This window comes from Anaerotruncus sp. AF02-27, from assembly GCF_003465835.1.
GTDB classification, from domain to species: Bacteria; Bacillota; Clostridia; order Oscillospirales; family Ruminococcaceae; genus Anaerotruncus; species Anaerotruncus rubiinfantis.
The window spans coordinates 1-20,956 of record NZ_QSBX01000026.1 but is presented as its reverse complement, the minus strand read 5'-3'; the positions used below and the strand labels follow the sequence as shown (position 1 = coordinate 20,956).

The 20,956-nt window shown below is 55.1% G+C and carries 18 protein-coding genes; 11 read left to right on the top strand and 7 right to left on the bottom strand.

From position 1 onward, the window contains the following. Positions 1-152: 152 nt before the first annotated feature. A complete protein-coding gene (locus DWV16_RS15220; RefSeq protein WP_066454662.1) occupies positions 153-1,307 on the bottom strand; it encodes a galactose ABC transporter substrate-binding protein in 1,155 nt (384 codons plus the stop codon). A gap of 371 nt (positions 1,308-1,678) precedes the next feature. Between DWV16_RS15220 and DWV16_RS15215 the strand changes: the two genes are divergently transcribed. The 6 genes from DWV16_RS15215 to DWV16_RS15190 all read left to right on the top strand — a co-directional run bounded on the left by DWV16_RS15215 (position 1,679) and on the right by DWV16_RS15190 (position 9,295). Then, entirely contained in the window at positions 1,679-3,148 is a 1,470-nt protein-coding gene (locus DWV16_RS15215; RefSeq protein ID WP_118480072.1) for an extracellular solute-binding protein, read from the top strand. A gap of 79 nt (positions 3,149-3,227) precedes the next feature. Next, positions 3,228-6,218 carry an EAL domain-containing protein gene (locus DWV16_RS15210; protein WP_158572932.1) on the top strand — a complete coding sequence of 997 codons (2,991 nt, stop codon included), beginning with the start codon at positions 3,228-3,230 and terminating at the stop codon, positions 6,216-6,218. Positions 6,219-6,387: 169 nt separating this feature from the next. Next, complete coding sequence (locus DWV16_RS15205; RefSeq protein ID WP_118480068.1) at positions 6,388-6,804, top strand: Fur family transcriptional regulator; 417 nt, start codon at positions 6,388-6,390, stop codon at positions 6,802-6,804. 10 nt (positions 6,805-6,814) lie between these two features. Further along, positions 6,815-7,774 (top strand): metal ABC transporter substrate-binding protein, encoded by a 960-nt coding sequence (locus DWV16_RS15200; protein WP_207734339.1) that lies wholly within the window; start codon positions 6,815-6,817, stop codon positions 7,772-7,774. Next, positions 7,771-8,478 (top strand): metal ABC transporter ATP-binding protein, encoded by a 708-nt coding sequence (locus tag DWV16_RS15195; protein WP_066454678.1) that lies wholly within the window; start codon positions 7,771-7,773, stop codon positions 8,476-8,478. Before DWV16_RS15200 ends, DWV16_RS15195 begins: the two co-directional genes overlap by 4 nt. Then, on the top strand, positions 8,471-9,295 hold the full coding sequence (locus DWV16_RS15190; RefSeq protein ID WP_066454680.1) for a metal ABC transporter permease: 825 nt from the start codon (positions 8,471-8,473) through the stop codon (positions 9,293-9,295). Before DWV16_RS15195 ends, DWV16_RS15190 begins: the two co-directional genes overlap by 8 nt. A 139-nt stretch (positions 9,296-9,434) precedes the next feature. On the opposite strand, the gene DWV16_RS15185 is transcribed toward DWV16_RS15190, so the two are convergent. After that, complete coding sequence (locus DWV16_RS15185; RefSeq protein WP_066454683.1) at positions 9,435-9,614, bottom strand: hypothetical protein; 180 nt, start codon at positions 9,612-9,614, stop codon at positions 9,435-9,437. Between the two features lie 316 nt (positions 9,615-9,930). Between DWV16_RS15185 and DWV16_RS15180 the strand changes: the two genes are divergently transcribed. Further along, the gene (locus tag DWV16_RS15180) at positions 9,931-11,376 is read left to right on the top strand and encodes an SH3 domain-containing protein (RefSeq protein ID WP_118480064.1); all 1,446 of its coding nucleotides are present in this window, start codon (positions 9,931-9,933) and stop codon (positions 11,374-11,376) included. 57 nt (positions 11,377-11,433) lie between these two features. Continuing rightward, positions 11,434-11,823, top strand: coding sequence for a hypothetical protein (locus DWV16_RS15175; protein ID WP_066454687.1), 390 nt, complete (start codon positions 11,434-11,436; stop codon positions 11,821-11,823). A gap of 39 nt (positions 11,824-11,862) precedes the next feature. Here the strand turns inward: DWV16_RS15175 and DWV16_RS15170 are convergent, their stop codons facing one another. The 5 genes from DWV16_RS15170 to DWV16_RS15150 form a co-directional block, all read right to left on the bottom strand. Then, positions 11,863-13,770, bottom strand: a complete 1,908-nt coding sequence (locus DWV16_RS15170; RefSeq protein WP_158572931.1) for a cell wall metabolism sensor histidine kinase WalK — start codon at positions 13,768-13,770, stop codon at positions 11,863-11,865. Between the two features lie 59 nt (positions 13,771-13,829). Then, complete coding sequence (locus DWV16_RS15165; RefSeq protein WP_066454693.1) at positions 13,830-14,519, bottom strand: response regulator transcription factor; 690 nt, start codon at positions 14,517-14,519, stop codon at positions 13,830-13,832. Between the two features lie 212 nt (positions 14,520-14,731). Next, positions 14,732-16,018, bottom strand: coding sequence for a phosphopyruvate hydratase (eno, locus tag DWV16_RS15160; protein WP_118480060.1), 1,287 nt, complete (start codon positions 16,016-16,018; stop codon positions 14,732-14,734). Between the two features lie 16 nt (positions 16,019-16,034). Continuing rightward, positions 16,035-16,523 (bottom strand): NAD(P)H-dependent oxidoreductase subunit E, encoded by a 489-nt coding sequence (locus DWV16_RS15155; protein WP_158572930.1) that lies wholly within the window; start codon positions 16,521-16,523, stop codon positions 16,035-16,037. A gap of 388 nt (positions 16,524-16,911) precedes the next feature. Then, positions 16,912-17,091, bottom strand: coding sequence for a hypothetical protein (locus tag DWV16_RS15150; RefSeq protein ID WP_066454701.1), 180 nt, complete (start codon positions 17,089-17,091; stop codon positions 16,912-16,914). 154 nt (positions 17,092-17,245) lie between these two features. Here DWV16_RS15150 and DWV16_RS15145 point away from each other — a divergent pair, with 154 nt between their 5' ends. The 3 genes from DWV16_RS15145 to DWV16_RS15135 all read left to right on the top strand — a co-directional run bounded on the left by DWV16_RS15145 (position 17,246) and on the right by DWV16_RS15135 (position 20,846). Then, positions 17,246-18,388 (top strand): DUF4261 domain-containing protein, encoded by a 1,143-nt coding sequence (locus DWV16_RS15145; protein WP_118480056.1) that lies wholly within the window; start codon positions 17,246-17,248, stop codon positions 18,386-18,388. Positions 18,389-18,402: 14 nt separating this feature from the next. After that, positions 18,403-19,170 carry a hypothetical protein gene (locus tag DWV16_RS15140; RefSeq protein ID WP_118480054.1) on the top strand — a complete coding sequence of 256 codons (768 nt, stop codon included), beginning with the start codon at positions 18,403-18,405 and terminating at the stop codon, positions 19,168-19,170. Between the two features lie 398 nt (positions 19,171-19,568). Continuing rightward, the gene (locus tag DWV16_RS15135) at positions 19,569-20,846 is read left to right on the top strand and encodes a hypothetical protein (RefSeq protein ID WP_118480052.1); all 1,278 of its coding nucleotides are present in this window, start codon (positions 19,569-19,571) and stop codon (positions 20,844-20,846) included. Positions 20,847-20,956 lie beyond the last annotated feature (110 nt).

Genomic DNA, 20,956 nt, shown 5'->3' with positions numbered 1-20,956 from the left:
TACCGTCCTCCTTCTTTCCTCAAAATTGGCCGCCGTCCGGCGGCGGGACAAGGGGTTGCCGGATCTTTGCCAAAAAGAGGGGCGGGAAACGCGGAAAGCGCTTGCTTTCGCGTTCCCCGCCCTTGGTTACCGCTTAAAAATGTTTTTTTGGATTACATGAAGTCCTTGTAGTTTTCGGTGGTGACCTTAACGTACGGGACCCAGATGTATTTGCCGCCCGCGACCACGTTGCCATCCGCATCGGAGACATCGTAACCAACGGTATCTTTGCTGATCTCGAGGCCCTGCGCAGCCGCAACAGCCACATTGATGGTCGCCTTGCCCTGGTTCTGTGCGTCGTTGAGAACGGTGCCGAGCAGCTCGCCTTTGCTCATGGATTCCAGAGCCGGGGCGGTCGCGTCAACGCCAACGACCGGAATGAACTTCGCGGGATCGCCGGTGTTGTAGCCTTCGGCTTTCAGCGCTTCGATCGCGCCGAGCGCCATGTCGTCGTTGTTCGCGAGGACCGCTTCGATTTTGTCGATGCCAGCGGAAGCGATGAACGCTTTCATTTTGTCGGTCGCCTGAACTTTATCCCAGTTCGCGGTATCGGTGCCGAGATCCTCGACTTCGTAACCGGCGGCCTGAATCGCCTCGATGGAATATTTGGAACGCAGGGTTGCATCCTGATGGCCCTGTTCGCCCTGGAGCATGATATACTGGATTTTACCGTCGCCATTTTTGTCGGCGTCCGGGTTGGCCTTGAAGTAGTCGACGATGATCTCGCCGGACATGGTGCCGGATTCCTCGGCGCGCGCGCCGACGTACCAGGCTTTGTCATACTTGTTCATATCGTCCTCTGAGGGCTGGCGGTTGAGGAAGACGATCGGCAGGTTTTCCGCCATCGCCTTGTCAACCAGCGGGCCGGCAGCGGTCAGATCAACCGGGTTTACTGCCAGGGCGTTGACACCTTTGGTGATGTAGGTATCGACCTGGTCATTCTGAGTCGGCTGTTTGTTCTGGGAGTCCACAATCTCGAGGGTTGCGCCCAGAGCTTTCGCGGTATCATCCATGCTGCCGCGCACGCCGGTCATGAAGGTGTCGTCGAATTTGTAGATGCAGGCGCCGATGGTGATGCCGGACCCATCGAGGGTTGCCGGTGCGGCGGCTTCGGAAGAGGCGGCCTCAGACGAAGCAGCTTCGGACGAAGCGGGAGCAGCGGACGAAGCAGGTGCGGCAGAAGATGCCGGAGCAGTGCTGTTGCCACCGCAAGCAGCCAGCGTGGCAACCATCAGGGTCGCAACGATAAGCGCCAGAGATTTTTTCATCGGTAAATTCCTCCTAAATTTTTCTTTTCATTTTTTTCTGTGGGACCGGTTCTCCCAAACTCATTCGGCCCACTGTCATCATTATAGGCAGGAACACATCCGGAATCTATAAAATATTCTTTTGAAATTTATAAAATATCTTTGCACTTAATCCATTTTAGACGATGATGGTTCTTAATATTTGTGCAATTTACATATTGATGGTGAAATATACCTGAAAACGGGCTGCAACAAACGTTTCTTTTTATAGAAAAAAATAACCGGACTTGGGAAAAGGCAAAATCGAAGTCATCCGTTGCTATTTGCATCTTAAGGAAGTATAATAGAAGAAATTATGCAGCGAAATACCGTAAGGTTTGGAGAGAAATGAAATGATACGAAGCGGTTTTGGAAAATTACTGGCGGCTCTTTTGACAACGGCGGTTCTGACAGTTGGCTGCTCGGGCGCTCCGGCTGCGCAACAGCAGCAGGAACTCAATCCGGACGATCCGGTGTCGGTCGAAATCTGGCACTATTATAATGGCCCGCAGAAAATGGCTTTTGACGAACTGGTCACCGAGTTCAACGAAACGGTCGGCCAGGAGAAGGGGATCGTTGTGGAGGCATTCAGCCAAGGCAATGTCAACGATCTGTTCCGCAAGGTGCACGAAGCGGCCGACAAAAAGGTTGGAGCGGGAGAAGTTCCGGATGTCTTTGCCGCCTACAGCGACACGGTATACGACCTTGACCAGGCGGGGTTGGTTGCCGCGCTGGACGACTACATCACGCCGGAGGAGCTCTCTGAGTATGTGGAGGGGTACATAGCGGAAGGCCGTTTCGACGCGTCCGGTTCGCTGAAAATCTTCCCAACCGCCAAGTCCACCGAAATCATGATGATCAATAAAACCGACTGGGATAAATTCGCTGCCGAAACCGGGGCCGATCTCGATTCCCTTGCGACAATCGAAGGTGTGGTGGCCGCCGCGCAAAGCTACTACAACTGGACCGATGGCCTCACTCCGGAGATTGAAAACGACGGCAGAGCATTTTTCGGCCGGGATGCGATGGCCAATTATATGGTGATCGGATATTATCAGACCGCCGGTCATCCGCTTTTTGAAACCAGGGACGGCGCTGTCGTTTTTGAGCCGGATGAAGCTGCTTTCCGACGCTTGTGGGACAACTATTACGTTCCCTATATCAATGGCTGGTTCGGCGCTTATGGACGCTTTCGCTCGGACGACGCTAAAACCGGAGATATTATTGCCCTAGTGGGTTCCACTTCCGGTTCGCTCTACTTCCCGGATACCGTGACCCTTTCCGATACGGAATCCTACCCGATCGAAGCGGTCGTGATGCCCGCCCCGATTTTTGACGGCGCAAAGCCCAGCGCGGTACAGCAGGGCGCCGGGATGGCCGTGATCAAGTCCGATCCGCAGACCGAGCTGGCCGCGGTCACCTTCCTGAAATGGTTTACCGAGGAGGAGCGCAATATCCGCTTCTCGGTCAGCTCCGGATATCTCCCTGTCAAAAAAGCGGCGAACAATATGGAAAAGATTCTGATGGCGCACAGTGAAGGGGATGCGTTCACCCCAACCCTTGAAAAGACCTTTGCTGTCGCAATTGAAGAGGTGCATACCCATGAAATGTATGCCGAACGTGCGTTCCGCGGTTCGGCTGCCGCGCGGGATGTATTGGAAACCTGCCTGCAGAAACAGGCGGATGCTGACCGGCAGCGGGTGCTGGACAGAATTGCCGGGGGAGTGTCCCATGAGGACGCCGTGGCCGAGTTTACCACCGACGCGCAATTCACAGACTGGTATGAGCAGATGGTGAGCGCCGTCCGGGAGGCAATCGCGTAAGACATGCCTCGATTGGGGAAACAAGTCTCCGGGGTGGATGGATGATATGGAAAAAGCGCACAAACGGATGAATTCCATTATGAATAAAATTCTGCTTCCGATGGCGATTGCGATGATCGTTCAGGCGGGGCTTTTTTCCGGTAACATTTTATGGGGCGGCACCATCGAAAAACTGAACAATAATGCGTTTGACATCCTGAACGAACAGGTGATCAACCGGAAAAATTACTTGGAAAACGAAATGGTGCAGCGTTGGTCAAATGTGGGACAGACGGCGGATGCCATCCGCGGAACGATTTCCGAGTTCATTGCGGGAGAACGCAGAAGTGGGGATTACCATGGGATGGACTCCGCGCTGGAAAGCAAGATCCTGCTGGGCGCGTCGGATCAGCTGATCGGCCTGATGCGGCAGAATTCCGTGACCGGCGCATTCCTGATTCTCGAAGGGAAAAAGGACCAATACGACGCGCTGGGGAAGCTGCAGAAAACCGCGCTTTATATTCGTGACATGGACCCAACCACCTACCTCGCGGACAATTCAGACCTGCTCATAGAATATGCGCCGCCAAGCGTTACAAAAGCACTGGGCATTTCGCTTGATTCCAAATGGCAGGCGCACATGCAGTTTGACCCGCAGGACAAGAAGCATTGGGACTTTTACCATAAGCCGTTTGAGGCTGCGATGAAGCACCCGGATATTGGGGAGGAGGACTTGGGCTATTGGTGCGGGCCTTTCCGGCTGGATGAAACCGGGCTCGAAGTGATCACCTATTCGATCCCGCTGCGCAGCGGAACCGGGGGAATTTACGGCGTGATAGGAGTGGAGATCACCCTTGATTATCTGCGTTCACTGATTCCTTACCAGGAGATCAACGCGGATAAAAAGGGAATGTATCTGCTCGGTTTGGATGACAGCCAGGATATGAATTTTGATGTGGTTCTCTCGACGGGGCCGGCTTTTACCCATCTGTTCGGCGGAGAGCCTTCAGTCGGTTTCTCCAGGACGCCGGTTTATGGCAACAGCTACGAGCTGCTGCCCACAGAACGGACTGACCAGCCGGTCTACGGATGCGTACAGTACCTCACCCTTTATAACAGCAACACGCCGTTTGAATATGAACGCTGGGCGCTTATCGGGATCCTTGAGCGCAAACAGCTGCTCGGCTTTTCGGATGGGGTAGCGCGGTCGGTCTGGGGCACTTGGGGTATTTCGCTCCTGATTGGGCTGCTTGCCGCGTGGTTTGCCAGTCTGCTGCTTGCGCGGCCGGTCATCCGGATGGTGCGGCAGGTGCGGGAAAGCGATCCGCTGAAGCCGCTCCAGCTCGAAAAGATCAATATTTATGAAGTCGACGAGCTCGCCGGCGCGATCGAATCGCTCAGCGATCGTGTCGTGCAGGCGGCAAACCGTCTTTCTCAAATTATTGATATAGCCGGCGTCCCGATCGGAGCGTTTGAGTATCTGCCGGATACTGGACGGGTTTACTGTACGGAGCGTTTTTTCGTGCTGCTCGATATCCGGGCGGAGCTTGCGCAGGATGGCACGATCGATTCTGTAGAATTCCAGAACCTGATAGCCGCAATGGGGGATCGGGTGGAGGAACGCCGGGATGGCGGACAAACGAGGATTCTGCGGCTTTATAATGAGGTGAAAGGGACGCATTGGGTGCGCCTGAAGGTCGTTGAGGAAAACGGAAAAGCCATGGGCGTTGTGAGCGACATCACCCAGGAGGTGCTCGAACGGCGCAAGATTGAACGGGAACGCGACTATGACCTGTTGACCAACCTGCTCAATCGCCGCGCTTTTACCACCGAGCTGTCCAAGCACTTTGAAAATCCGCAGGAACTGGGGATCGGCGCGCTGATCATGCTCGACCTGGATAACCTCAAATTCATCAACGACAGTTATGGGCACGATTACGGTGACGAATACATCCGCTGTATGGCCAATGCCCTCAAACGCCACACCCCATACCATGCGCTGGTTTCGCGCATGTCGGGCGACGAATTCTATGTGTTCCTATATGGATACCATTCCCGTGAAGAAGTCCGCGGAGTGATCGCGGGGATTCATAACGGCATTCAGTCCACCGAGTTCCCGCTGCCGGACAATGAAGTATTCAGGGTGCGCGCATCCGCAGGGATTGCCTGGTATCCGGACGATTCCGGTTCGTACGAGATGCTGATCAAATATGCGGACTTTGCCATGTATAAGGTCAAGAACACCACCAAGGGCGAATTCAACGAGTTTGACATGGAGAGCTACAACCGCGATTCCTATCTGCTGCACAACAAGGAGGAGCTCAACCGCCTGATTGACGGAGAGCTAGTGACCTATCATTTCCAACCGATTGTCGACGCGAGAAACGGTGAGATTTTTGGTTACGAGGCGCTGATGCGGTCGACTCTGCCGACCATCAAATCCCCATTGGAAATTCTGGCGCTTGCAAAAAGCCAATCGAAGCTTTACAGTATCGAACGGCTCACATGGCGCAAAAGCCTGGAATGCTTCAGCAAGCTTACCTGTGTCGACCCGAAAACCTGTCTGTTTATCAACTCGATCGCGAACCAGATCCTCAACGAGACGGATATCAAAACGGTGCAGGACAAATACGCGCCGATGCTGCCGCGTGTGGTCGTGGAGTTCACCGAAGAGGAGAAATCCGGAGAGGATTGCACCCGCTGCAAACGGGAGATGGCCCGGCGCTGGTATGCCAAGATCGCGCTGGATGATTTTGGAACCGGCTATAACAGTGATGTGGCGCTGCTTTCGATCAGCCCGGATTTTGTAAAAATCGATATCTCGATCGTGCGCAACATTGACAGTGACGTAAACCGTCAGAATATCCTGCAAAACCTCATCTCCTATTCCAAAGCGCGTGGGATCAAGGTGATTGCGGAAGGGGTCGAGACCCATGCCGAGATGGAGACGCTGGTGCGCAGCGGCGTGGATTACCTGCAGGGATTTTATGTGGCGATGCCGCAGCCGATCCCGCGCAGGATCGATCCGCAGGTGAAAAAGGAAATCTTGGAAGCGGCGCGGGAAGCTGTTTCCGACGCCGGAAAAGCATAATTTTTCCTATGCGGCAGCCCCTTCAGCGGGCCCACAAAGCTTGTGGGCCCGTTTTCATTTGGGGAAAATGTATATTCCACGTGGGAAAAGTGCAGAATCCGCTTGACAAAGTGAAAAACTGCGCGTAAAATTTGAAATTGAAATTCAAATTCAAATTGGAGGGAGCGCTATGGAAGGCTCAGGCGGATACCGGACACGGCAGCGGGAATTGATAGAACAGTTTTTGGTAGCCAATCGTGAACGGCATTTGAGCGTCGACGAGGTGGTGGATTACCTGCGTGGACAGGGTTCACCGGTCGGGCGCTCCACCGTCTACCGCTGCCTCGACCGGCTGGTCGTGCAGGGCGCGGTGCGCAGGTACTTTTTGGAAGAAGGCGTGGGGGCCTGCTACCAGTATGCCGGGGAAGGCACAGCCTGCCGGGAACATTTCCATCTCAAATGCATCGGATGCGGCAGGCTCATCCATGTTGAGTGCGACTATCTCGACGAGGTCGCGCGGCATGTTCTGGAGCATCATCATTTCACCATTGATAACACAAAGACGGTGCTTTATGGGTTCTGTGAGTCCTGCGCACAAAAAGCTTAAGAGGTAGATCATGCAGTTCTTGAAAAAAATTTGCGCAGCGCTGCTTTCAGCCGCGCTGGCGGCATCCGCCGCCGGATGCGCGGCTCCGGAAGAACCGGTGGCCGGACGGCTGAGGATCGTGACAACCCTGTTTCCGCAGTACGATTTTGCCCGGCAGCTTGCCGGGGAACGGGCGGAAGTCACGTTGCTGCTTCCCCCTGGCGTGGAGAGTCATTCTTATGAACCGACGCCGGCTGATATCATCAAAATCGCAAACGCGGACCTGTTCGTATACACCGGGCAGTATATGGAACCGTGGGCGCAGAATATTTTGGACGGTGTGGAGATGGGCGGCGATGTGCTCGACATTTCCACGGGCATCGTGCTCGACCCGGAGGACCATGACCACGCGGGCGAAACCGAGACGGAGCATGCCGCCCACGCGGATCATGGGCACGGCGGATATGATCCGCACATCTGGACCGACCCGGTGAACGCGCGGCAGATGGTGCAAAACCTCGCGGATGCGCTCTGCGCGGCGGACCCGGAAGGCGAAGCCTTTTACCGCGGGAACGAACGGGACTATCTTGAAGCTCTTGCAGCGCTCGACCGGGAATTTTCCGAAATTGTTTCTCATGGAAAACGCAGGGAGATCGTCTTTGGCGGGCGGTTCGCGCTGCATTATTTTGCCGAGCGGTATGGGCTTGACTACACGGCGGCGTTCGATTCCTGTTCTCATGAGACTGAACCGAGCGCGCAGGTACTGGCGCGGATCATTGACACGATTGGAAGGGAGCGGATTCCGGTCATTTACTACGAGGAACTGACCGACCCGAAAGTGGCGCGGGCCATTTCCGAGGAAACAGGCGCAAAGATGCTGCTTCTGCATTCCTGCCACAATGTGTCGCGGGATGAACTGCGGGAAGGCGCTACTTATCTGTCGCTGATGCGGCAGAATGCCGAAAACCTGAAGGAGGGACTCAACGGATGACGCTCATCTCCTGTAAAAACGTCAGCATGCGCTATGAAAACCAGTTGGCGGTCGAAAATGTCAGTTTTGATATCGAGGAAGGCGACTACGTCTGTATTGTTGGTGAAAACGGGTCCGGAAAAAGCACCCTGCTCAAAGGGCTGCTCGGCCTGATGCAGCCCAGTGCCGGAACGATCACCTTTGGCGGCGGGCTTACCCGCGATCGGATCGGCTATCTGCCGCAGCAGACGGTCGTCCAGCGGGACTTTCCGGCTTCGGTCCGGGAGGTTGTGCTGTCCGGATGCCTCAACCGGCGGGGTCTGCGCCCGTTTTATTCCGAGAAGGAACGCAGAATTGCGGCGCAGAACATCGAGCGGCTTGGGATCGGCGGCCTTAGCCGAAAATCTTACCGCGACCTTTCGGGCGGCCAGCAGCAGCGGGTGCTTTTGGCACGGGCGCTTTGCGCGACCGAGAAGCTGCTGCTGCTTGACGAGCCGGTCACCGGGCTCGACCCGGTTGTGACGGCGGATATGTACACGCTGCTGCGCGCCCTCAACCAGGATGGCGTGACGGTTATCATGGTTTCGCATGACATCAACTGTTCGGTCCATAATGCGGGCAAGATCCTGCACATGGATACGACAGTCCGGTTCTACGGATCGTCCGCGGAGTATCTGAAGAGCGACATCTGCCGCCGTTTTCTGGGAGGTGACTGCCATGATTGAGCTGGTCCGCGGACTTTTTTCGTATGGTTTTCTTACCCGCGCGGTCATCGTGGGCACACTGGTCGCGCTTTGTGCGGCGCTGCTGGGGGTGAGCTTAGTCCTCAAGCGCTATTCGATGATTGGGGATGGGCTTTCGCATGTGGGCTTTGGCGCGCTGTCGGTTGCGATGGCGTTGAATGTCGCACCACTGGCCGTTTCCACGCCGGTGGTGATCCTTGCGGCATTCCTGCTTCTGCGCCTCAGCGAACAGAGTAAAATCAAGGGCGACGCGGCCATCGGGCTTATCGCTTCGAGCGCGCTGGCAATCGGCGTGATTGTCACCTCGCTCACCTCCGGAATGAATGCCGATGTAAACGGCTATCTGTTCGGCAGCATCCTTGCGATGAGCAAAGGGGATGTGTTCCTGTCGCTGGTGCTTTCGGCATTTGTGCTGGTGCTGTTCGTACTCTTTTATAATAAGATTTTTGCGGTGACCTTTGACGAGGCGTTCGCGCAGGCCACCGGCACCAACGCGAGGATCTACAATATGCTGATCGCCTTGCTGACCGCTGTGACCATCGTGGTTGGTATGCGGATTATGGGCGCGATGCTCATATCAAGCCTCATCATTTTTCCCGCGCTCACCGCCATGCGTGTCTGCCGCAGTTTTAAAGGCGTGGTAGTCACCGCGGCCGCTGTTTCGGTAATCTGCTTTTTTGGCGGGATGCTTGGGTCGTTTGCTTTTTCCACACCCGCTGGCGCGACCATCGTGGTTGCGAACATTGTGATGTTCCTACTGTTTACGCTGGCAGGCGTCCTGAAAAACCGGATGTTTTAAATGCGGGCCTATCCCCCGCCGGGAATCTTCCGGCGGGGGTTTTGGCTGCTTTTCCTCACGGCCGGCTGATGGCCAGAAAAAAGGGACCCGCACGGCGGCGGGCCCCATGAAAAGGATATGAAGAGGAAAAGCTTGGGATTTACGCGGCCCGGTGAGCCGGAAGTTTTTCAGAAGAACCCGGCAGGTTCGGCCCAGTGGTGTGCTGGAGAAAATAGCTTCGATAGATCTTGTGGATCAGCTTGGCGCCGTTCAAAACAAGCGCAGTCAGGATGACAACCGAAATGGCCATGCAGATTCTGTATAATACATAAGTTCCCATAATGATAACTCCTTTTGTTTTTTAATTGGTGTTGGTATCTTTTCTTTGTGGCTTTAGAATATCATATGGTTCGTTAATGTGCACTTAGAAACGAAGCGTTATTTGTTAAAATAGTATAAAAATCCTCTGCAATCATCCCGGATATCATTCCGGAGGGCACAGTTTCCGGTGTATCAGGAGTGGCTTTTCGTTTGGACGGATTCTCAATATTTGCTCATTTTCCAAGAAAAGGAAGGTTTGTTGGGAGGGATAACTGCAAAAAGAAAACATATATGTTATTATTAAAATAACTATACAGAAAAAGAGGAGGTACCGGATGAAACGACAGGCACTTTTGATGGCCGCCCTGCTGCTGATAGGCGGATGTTCTCCCGGAAATTCTGACGTTCAGCCGTCCGAGCCGGCGGAATCCGCCGGCAGTTCCCAGCAGGCGGCTGTTTCTCCTTCCGAGCCGAGCCAGACTCCCGGCGTGCAGGGCGAAAAGACTTTTGCGGATGCCTATCTGGAAATGAATGATCCTGCGTTCTGGATTGCAAGGATACCGAATCCGGATGAAGTCCTGCTTACCCCGCAGGAAATTGCGGAATTCAATCAGATGATCCCGCAGACGCCGGACACAGCCTGCGCCAATCTGGAAAAATATCCCGAAACCCTGACGCGGGACGAACTGCTCGCCAGGATCCGGGCGTATGAAATCCCAAAGGAGCCGCGCTATATCGGCTCCCGGCAGCTTGGCCCGGAATATTACGCGGCCCTTATGCAAAACCGGAACGAAATCGCGGTGCAGGAGCAGAATGCCGTGCGTTGGGGCGTGGTTACCGGGGAGGCGCAGCTTCGAACTTGGCCTACCTATGACGTTTCCTATGACCTGCAGGATGACGTGAACTTTGACCTCAACTGCGAGACTGTGCTGAAAACCGGCGAACGCGTGGCGGTGCTGCATGTTTCCACCGATGAGGAATGGCTGCTGGTCCAGGCTTACAATTATCTCGGATGGGTTGCCGCTTCGGAGATCGCTTTCACCGGCCGGGACGACTGGCTTTCGTTTGGAAATCCCCAAAACTGTCTGGTAGTTACTGGAAATCGGGTTTTGCTTGATTACAGCCTGGAAAATCCGGCGGTATCGCGCAGGGAATTGACAATGGGGACCCGTCTGCCGCTTATTGCAAAAAAGCCTGCCGAAATCGACGGCTTTTCAACAGTGACCAGCCACGTGGTGCAGTTTCCGGTGCGCGGGCCGGACGGCGGGCTCATCCTCACGCCGGTGCGCGTCCCATATAATCTGGATGTTTCGGTTGGTTTTTTGCCATATACCCAGCGCAATCTGGTGGAGCTCTGCTTTAAGCTGCTTGGGGAGCGCTATGGCTGGAGCAACCTTTGGAATGCCCGCGACTGCTCCGGATATGTGCTGGATGTCTATCGCTGTTTTGGAATCGATCTGCCCCGAAATGCAAACAATCAGGCGGCGGTCGCGGGCAGGCGCATCCCCGCCGCTGAGCTGTCGGATGCGGAAAAGACCGCGGAAATCCTCAGTATGCCCGCGGGCGCTCTGCTGGAGATGCGCGGCCACATTGTGATGTATCTCGGTGCTTACGAAGGGGAACCGTATGTCATTCATCAGCCGTTCAATTTTGTCCCGCCGGAAGGCGGAGAATCGGTTCCGGCTGGGTGTGTACTGGTGAGCAGCCTGCGGATCAAGCGCGGGAATGGGGAAAGCTTCCTGAAAAGTATCCGTACCATCAATGCTCTGGTGCGGCCGTAAAGTTGGAGCCAACACCGCGCAGGACCAAGAAAACAATTTTGGTTGGGAGGAAACCCGATGCACCGCATTCGGCCGGTAGCTTTTTTCATGGCTGTCTTTGCAGTCCTGCAGGTGATGGGGACGGCATTTCCGATGTACGCGCAGGATATTGTCATCGCGGCCGCGGCAGGTGGAGCCGGGCCGTCTGTTTCGGATCTGCGCGCGTCCGATGAGCCGCGATCCGTTGATCCGGAACAGGCCCGCTCCGTGCCTGCGGATTCCATGCCGGATGAAACGGAAGCGGTGCAAACCGGAGCGCAAGCGCCGGGTTTGTCCAGGGAAGAGCAGGCTAGGGACACTGTGGGTGGGACGGCGGTTCTCCTGTTGCTGATCTGCGGCGTGGCTGTTGCGGTCAACTGTCCGGCACTGCGTGCCGGCCTGAAAAAGCTGTGGACAGGACACAAATAAACGAAAAGCCGGCGTGCTCTAAGCACGCCGGCTTTTTTGTCACCGGTCAGGTTCCAGAGGAAAACAGATTGAGAATGTAGTGCCTTTGCCTTCTGTGGAGGTTACGGAAATGTCCCCGCCATGTTCGAGCGCAATCGACTTTGCAATGAAAAGTCCAAGCCCGCGGCCGCCGCCTTCCGGCCGGGTGCTGTAAAACCGCTTGAACAGGTTCGGGAGGGCCGATTCAGGAATACCTGGGCCGGTATCCGAAATCTTGATAACCGCCGTTGTCCGGCTGCCTTCCAGTGAAAGGGAAATGGAATCGCCTTCGCCGACAAAGCTGACGGCATTGTAGACCAGATTTTCCAGCAGCCGGCAGAGCCGGTCGCGGTCGCCACGGATAAAATATTGCCGGACCGGCAGGTGCAGCAGAAAATCCGCTCCAGTTACCTCCACATCGGGCCTGTTCAGCCGATGATAATCGGCAAGCAGCTCATTCAGGCATATCGGGCGCATTTCGAGCGGCGCTTCATCTTCCGCGGTGAATCGCTGGAGATCCCCAATCCGTGTATTCATATCTTCAAATTTGATGCTGATCGCATCGAGGCTGCTTCGAATTTTGCCGTCGACCGGCGCGCCGCTGAGCTCGATCATCCGTATATAATTGCGCACCGAGGTGATTGGTATTTTCAGATCATGCGTGACGTCAGAGAGAAACTGCTTGCGTTCGGCAAGCAGGGTGGAAAGCCCTTGGGTTTTGTGAGCGACCTCCTCCTGAAGATGGCTGGTCAGCCGTTCATTTTCCAGGAAAATTTGCCGGTTCCGGCGCACCATCAGTATACCGAAGATCAGGACCAGTACAAATCCGCCGTATTCGCGCGGCCAGGCAAACTGTGCCGGCTCATAGATGCCGGCGCTCAGAGCCGCGCAGAAAAGGGTAGTTCCGAAAAAGACGCTGCCGGTCAGCATGAGAAGCCGCCCGGTACATTCCGCCCGGAATGCGCATATCACCAGATAGGCGGCAGCGGTCAGCTCGTAAAAAGTGATGAGCGCATCATAGAATGGAAGGAATCCTGGGAGATGCGGCAGCACCCATAACGGCGCGACTGCACTCATAAGCAGGAAGCCGCCGCAGACCGGCAGAACCAACGTCCTGTAGAATTTTTTCTGGCAGACATCCGACAGGATCGATACAAAACAGACCGCGCAAAAGATCATGGCCGAAGCTGCGGCGTCCTCGAGCGCATAACGCATCCGGACGACAGGGACGCGTGCCAGCTGCAGAAAGGGATATGAAACGGTCAGCGTATACGCGAAGCTGAGCGCTCCCAGCCAAAAGGTGGGCTGGTCATGGCGGAAGAGGACCCACACCGCGGTAGAAAAGAGCGAAACCGCCAGCAAACCGAAACAGAGCATGGCATAGAAGGCCAGCCGGATAGCGGCCATTCTGGTAACCACATCCGGTGAGCCGAGCATCGGGATAAAAAAAAGCCCGCCATGGTAATGGGTGTAGTTGGCAACCTGTACAACCAGTTCGGTGTCTCCATCCGCCGGGAATGTAACGGTCAAATCTCTTGCCAACGGACGGTAAGGTGAAAAAGAGCCGGATTGTGCAGCCAGCTTGCGGTCAACATAAACCTTGGCGGCGCAGAAAACTTCCGGCAGATAAACGGTCATGGTTTGTGCGTCCCCAATGTTTCGCAGTGTGATCCGGTAGGTCGCCGTGCCGTAGGGGAACCCGGTCAGAAAGGAAAAATCCGAATACTGCCCGATGGAAACCGTCTGGACATCCTGTTTTATAAAGTCTTCGGGCAGGATGATCCCGGCGCAGACCTCCCAGCCGTCAATCAAAAAGGCGGGCTGTTCACTCAGTTGGCCCGCGCAGTAGGGGAATACGCCGTTTTCCCCCTGTGGACCGGATTCGGAATATTTGTTGTCGAGCTGAAAAACGCAAAAAAAGAACAGCAAAGCTGCTAGAAGCGCTCCAACCAATGCCGCCCGGGAAAAAAGATGCTCCCGGCGACAAATCATGGTTCCTCCTTGGGCGGGGTAAACGCATAGCCTTTGCCGCGCACCGTGCGGATATACTCATATTCCGGGCAGAGTATGGAAATGTTCTGTCGGATTTTGGACATGTAGACATGCAGGCTGTGCAGGCTGCTGTTGATTGGTGCGCGCCATACCCGGTCATAGATCTGCTCATATGAGAATACCTGGCCGGGATGTTTGGCCAAAAAGGCCAGAATGTCGAACTCTAATGAGGTGAGTCTTGCCTGCTGATCGCCACAGAAAGCGATCCGGCGGCCGATATCAATCGTAAGCCCGGGAAACTGCATCACCTGCTTGTCCTCCACGCCGAGCCTGCGCTGGATGCGGATACGGCAGCGCAATTCAAGTTCCTCAAGATCGTACGGCTTGCAGATATAGTCGTCCCCACCGACAGAAAGCCCGCGTACGCGGCTTTGCTGCTGCGTATAGGCGGAGAGGAAAATGATCGGCAGATCGCTGATTTCCCGGATGCGGTCGCAAAGTTCAAACCCGTCCAGATCAGGCAGATCGACGTCCAGCACAATACAGTCGAGCTGCGCGGTCCGGGTGATCGCAAAGGCGTCGCGCGCGTTTGCCGCGCAGCAGACATCGTACCCCTTGGAATTAAAGTATTTCCGGTTGACCTCCAGAATGGAAGGATCATCGTCCACCATCAGAACCCGGTACATTATGACTCCCCTTTTTCGTATGTTAAACCGGGGCTGAAACGCCCGGCGCAGATCGCATCACACGAAGCTATTATGGTCCGTATTACACAAAACCATTATATCATAAAGAAAAGGAGCCGGGAAAGTTTGGATGGAGTGGAATCCTCAAGCATCCCTCAAATTTGGGATCCTGACAAAAAGCGGGCCGGATTTACCGGCCCGCCAGCGAGAGCTTATCCAAATTTGAAACAGGCCCGGCCCGGATAGACAGCCGATTGGGAAAGGCGCTCCTCAATGCGCAGCAGACGGTTATATTTCGCGGCTCGCTCGCTGCGGCAGGGAGCGCCGGTCTTGATCTGGCCCGCGTTTACCGCGACTGCGAGATCCGCGATGGTGGTGTCCTCGGTTTCACCGGAACGATGGGAAACGATCGCAGCATAGCCTGCTTCGTGCGCGATGCGGATCGTTTCCAGCGTTTCGGAAAGGGAGCCGATCTGGTTGAGTTTAATCAGGATGGCATTTGCGCAGCCGTTGCGGATGCCGTGGGAGAGGCGTGCGGCATTGGTGACAAAAAGGTCGTCCCCAACCAGCTGGACCCGGCTGCCAATCTGCTTGGTCAGCTCCTTCCAGCCTGCCCAGTCTTCCTCCCCGAGCGGATCCTCCAGCGAAACAATGGGGTATCGTTCGGTAAGCTGGGCCCAGTATTGGATCAGTTCGCCGGTTGTAAAAGCGCGTTTGCTCTTTGGCTGGCAGTAGCCGCCCTCCACCGCCCATTCGCTGGCGGCAGCGTCGATTGCGAGCAGGATATCCTCCCCCGGCCGGTAACCGGCCTGCCCGATTGCCTGCAGGATAAAATCGAGCGCGGCTTCGTTGCCCGCAAGGTCGGGGGCGAATCCACCTTCGTCCCCAACAGCGGTGGAAAGCCCCTTTTCCTTCAAAAGCCGCGCCAGCGTGTGATAAATTTCCGCACACCAGCGCAGACCCTCGGAGAAGGATTTGGCGCCGGCCGGCATGATCATGAATTCCTGGATATCGATATTGTTGGAAGCGTGTGCGCCGCCGTTTAAAATATTCATCATCGGAACCGGAAGTGTGACAGCATCTTCACCGCCAAGAAAGCGGAAAAGCGGCGCGGGCTGCGATGCGGCGGCTGCTTTTGCTGCGGCAAGGCTCACCGCGAGGATCGCGTTCGCGCCGAGGCTGTGTTTGTTTTCAGTGCCGTCGAGTTCAAGCATCGCCTCGTCAACCGCCACAAAATCCGCAGCGTCCATCCCGGCTGCCGCGGATGCGATACGGGTGTTTACATTCTCTACTGCGCGAAGGACGCCGCGTCCCAGATAGGCGCTCTTGTCGTTGTCGCGCAGCTCGAGCGCTTCAAATTTTCCGGTCGAAGCTCCGCTCGGTACGGCCGCCATCCCGCGGGAACCGTCCTCCAGCGTCACTTCCGCTTCAACGGTTGGATTGCCGCGGCTGTCGATGATCTGCCGGGCATGCACTTTACTGATTTTACTCATTTGGATACCTCCTGTGGGATTGTCAGGTGTTCCGGTCCGGCTGCCTGTCCCGCAGTTTTGCGATCAGATAAGCCGCCTGATCCGGGGAGAAACTGGTATAGATGGTGTGGCCGCACCGGACGTTCGGAGCGCTGCCGCACTTTTTGAAACAATTCTGCGTTTCCAGGCTGATGAGGCCATCCGATGTGGCTTGTCCGGCGCGGATATGCAGGATTGTTTCAAAGGCGCGCAGGATTTCACGGGAACCCTTGGCCGCGCAGCGCGGCCCGGTACAGACAGTGATGGCGTATTTGGAGGGCGCGCTTTTGAATCCGGGAATTCGCTTTATAAGCGCCGTGATTACAGCAGGGGAGACCTGCATTGCCCGGGCAGCCTGCGCATGGAGCGAATCCGGAATATAGCCTTCCGCGTCCTGGATTTCACGAAGCAGCGCCACGATGAGCTCCTGCCCGCCGGTGTCGCGTATTTTTGCGTAGCGCTCCAAAATTTCCTGCAGCTTTTCCTGTTCCACCGTTTCACCGCCTGACGTTTTGATTCTTTCCGGATTTATTGTGGCCGCTTTCCGGCCCGTTATCCCGGCGTAGGCTTTTTTTAGGAATCCCGATAAAAAGAAAGAGCGCGGCAGATGCCGCACTCTGTTTAAAAGGAGGGATAAGAAATAAAGAAGGATAATGAAAAAGAGAAGAAAAGATGAAAAAGAAAAAATATAGAAACCTCCAGAGGAGGATAGCTGTTTGTCCCGCCGCTGGCCAATCCGGTATTCCGACCATCAGTCAGGGCGGCTTTCTAAGATGTTTAAAGTATAAAGGAAAGATATGACACAGATTTAATGGTTATCAAAACATTCTGAGAAGAATGTGTGAAGAAACTTTAAAGGCAAAGCGAAACCGTCGTTTTGCTTACGGTGTAAAATGTTCAGCCAGCTGGCGCATCTGTTCGCTCGTGAGGCCAACCACACTGTTTGGATAGGTCTGCGAATGCCCGAACCGCGCGGAAAGCAGCTTGATGTCCGCGGGCGAAAGCGTGTATTGCTGCCGGGGCTGGTTTGCCCCTTCCTGCATGGATTTTTCGGAACCCATATTCATCACCTCGGTTTTAGCATTTGCAGATGAAGGAAAATGATCAAAGGGAATTTTTGCAAAAATAGCGGGTCTGTGTTAGAATGACAAAACACGCAGCTGTTTATGCAGTGCGTATTTTGCAAGGGTGGATACCACCGAAAGGAGCCGAAGGATGGAAGGACAGCGAATTGCAGCGCAGCGGGCGATGACTGAATGGCTTGCGGACAAACATGAGCTTGGCCGTAGACCCGCAAAGATAGAATGCGCGGGGGAGTTCGACCTGCATGAGATGCACTACTATATTTTCAAATATAAGAAAAGCCTGCTGGGCAGATGGCTGTTGGGGGTCTGCGGCGGATATGAACCGGGCGAAACCGAGCACTGCGGCCACGTGTTCAGTGAGATGGAGCCTTACGACCCGGCAGATGCCCAGGAGAAGGCCGCCGCAATGGTCGAGATGATCCGCGAATACTGGATGCAGCGGGCCCAAGAGGAATCGGAACGCCGCGGGACCTGCCCGGACGCGGAAAATGACCCGGAGGCGCAGCGGGACGGCGCGGATAAAACCGGGCCGTTCGTGGGGTTTGTCCTGCTCGGGAATACCGCGTGGGATTTTGAAAAGCTCTGCGCGGATCTGGAAAACGAATGGAGTATCCGCTTCCCAAAAGAGGACAAATCCGCTTCATCGGAGGACAGGACCACCCTGGCCTTTGATGTGGATGGCATGATGGCGGCAATGAGCCTGATTTGCGCTCCGATTCCGGACGGTGAAGCGGAACGCAACGCCGCGAACAACTTTCTGTGGAAGGACGGAGCGGCGGAGGTCAAAAAGCATCGGGCGCATATTATGACGGCGGTACTTCCGGGTGAAAAAAGCGCGATCGAAGCGGGAAAGCTGCTGGTGAAGCTCTGCGACGCCGCATCGCGGCAGCCGGGGGCGATCGGCGTCTACACCAGCGGGACGGTATTCCAGGCGGATGCCTATTGCGCCGCCGCGCAGGAGATGAAAAACGGCCCGGATGAGCTGCCGGTGCTTGACTGGATCTATTTCGGCATCTATCCAAGCGAGGGCGGGATGAACGGTTACACCTACGGGATGACAGCCTTTGGCAAAGACGAAATCGAGGTCCTTGGCAGCAGGGCCGCGCCCGCGGATCTGTACGGGTTCCTGTTCGATGTGTCCTATTATGTGCTTTCATCGAATGTCACTCTGCGGGATGGAGAGACAATTGGTTTTTCCGAGCGGCAGAAGCTGCCGATCACCCGCTCAAAGGGCGTTTCGGTGGATGGCGACAGTTTAAAAATTGCATTTTAAAGAGGAGGAGACCTATGGGACTGGATATCTACGCGGGAACCCTGACCCGATACTATAACCACAATTGGAAGACCCAGGCGCAGCAGTTTGCGGAAGAAAATGGCTGGGGCTTCCAGACAATCCGACCGGATGAACAGGACGGAGGGGACGCGGCAACTCCCGAAGAGGTGCTTGAAGGGATGTGCGGCTGGCGAGACGGAGTCGTGGCGGGGCTTTCCCAGGCATTGGGGGAACCGGTTGTTTCATGGACCGAGGATAATGAAAAAGCTTATCGTACCAACAAGCCCGACTGGGAGGCATATGGCTGTCTGGTGCTCTGTTCGGCCTGCTATCAGCTTGGGGAGCGGATGCCGCAGACAGTTGTGAAGGGCTGGAAATGGTATGAGGATCCGGTCATCCAGAAGGCACACGCGTCAAAAGAGTGCGGCGGGTCGCTGCTGTCCGGAGTGGAACTGTGGATTCCGTTGGATCAGGCGATCACTTTTGACTATTCTGATCCCTGCGGCGACAGCGCGCGGATCGGTACCATCGGCGGGTTGCTGGGAGAGCTCGATGCAATCAACGCGGGGATGTGGCAGGCCGACCGGGAAACGATTGTTTCCTGGCAAAAGAGCGAAGGATATCCACAGGATGCGCAAATTGTGGATGGAAAACTTGTTCCGGCCGGTGAATCCTGTACTGAATTTGACGCACAGTCGCTTGCGAAATATGCGTTTTCAATTTTTTATGATTTGGCTGCTTATGCGCAGGACAACCGCTTGCCGTTCAAAATGGATTATTAAAAAACACGCCCGGAAGATTCCGGGCGTGTTTTTTTGATGTGCAAAAAGAAGACCCCTTAGGGGGTCCCACGGATATAGAAAGGTCGAGTGCTGGAAAAGCAGCCCAAATACGGGGATTGGAAAACGAAATGGGAAGAAAAGGGGAAGGGAACACAAAGCTGACAGGAAAATTAGCGGAAGTTGGACAAAAGGAGAGTGGATATCTGGGAATTATCATATTTGACATATTATGATTTATAAAACGAAAGTTTATTGTGTATATTATACGACAATTATTACAATTTGGTAACAAAAACCTCTTGAAAATCTGTTGACTCTCCCGTATACTGAGACTCGTTCCAAGCGTGCCGCTCGTAAGGCCGCCGAACCAAAACTTATTTTTCAGGAGGAAACACCACATGAAAAAAGTGCTTGCATTACTGCTCGCCGCTTCCGCCGCCATGTCTGTCGGCGTGACTGCTCTGGCTGATGACGTAAATTCCATCGAAAACGAAACCAACTCCATCGTTACCCTCGAAGATTCTTCTTCCGAAGAATCCTCCAGCTCCTCGAGCGAAGAGTCCTCTTCCGAGTCTTCTTCCGAAGAGTCCAGCTCTTCCCAGGAAAGCTCTTCCGAGCCCACTTCTTCCGAAGGCAGCTCTTCCGAAGAGGAGGCTGATCCGAACGCCGAGCCTTCCGTGCTCTACTTCGGCGCTGACGAGGACACCGGCGCGACCCTGGACGATATCCTGGAGCCCGGCACCGAGTACAAATTCCCGGTAACCGTCAAGATCGGCGACAAGACCGTCCCGGTTTCCGACGAGCTGCTCAAGACCTACAAGTTCAGCTACTCCAAGGTTTCCACCAAAGGCATGAAGACCTTTGAGATCGATGACTACAAAGGCGTTTACTACCTCTATGTTGAGGCGAAAGACGCGACCCCGACCAAGCCGGTTGACGTCAAATACAACGTCAAGCTGGTCCGCAAGGCGAACAACCTGTCCGTCTTCTCCCAGGAAGTGAAGTTCCAGTACGGTTATGACGAGGCTGAGCACGATTATGTCACCGGCCTGGACGAAGGCGACGTCGTCGAGATCGACAACTCCCGCCCGGTCATCACCGCTTCCCAGTTCAACAAGATCGCCAAGATCAACAACTACAAGAACGTCACCCTCGCGGGCAGCGATTGGGAATTCACCGTCAATGTGACCGATGAGTCCACCAAGAACATGCTCTCGAACAACGCGGGCGTCAAGGAGATCCTCTCCAAGTTCGACGACCAGGACTTCAAGTTCTATAACTTCCCGGGCCGTCCGAGCTTCTCCGCAACCGGCCGTGTCGTGCTGGATGTTGAGGACATCGTCGATGATTTCGACAAGATGTACACCTACCGCTATGCGGATGGCAAGCTCTATAAACTCAACGCCACCTTTGACGGCGATGAGAGCACCCTGTCCTTCCGCACCAACAAGCTGGACACCTTCGTTGTCACCAACAAGCTGATCAAAGACGGCACTGTTGTGACCGAAGCGGACTCCAGCGACAAGGACGATGAGGGCCAGAACAACGGCTCCTCCAACTCCGACAAGAACAACCCGGGCACCGGTGCGAGCGACATGATCAACATGGCTGTTATGGCCGCGATCGCTTCCCTCGCCGGCGCTGGCGCCATCGCTGTCAAGAAGGCTTCCAAATAAGTTCTTTCTGACTGCTTCGGGGCAGGGCGGACGAAAGTCTGCCCTGCCTTTTTAATTCTTGCCAATGGGGGATAGGGGTGTCCCAAAAGTACCGATACCGCCTCTTTACA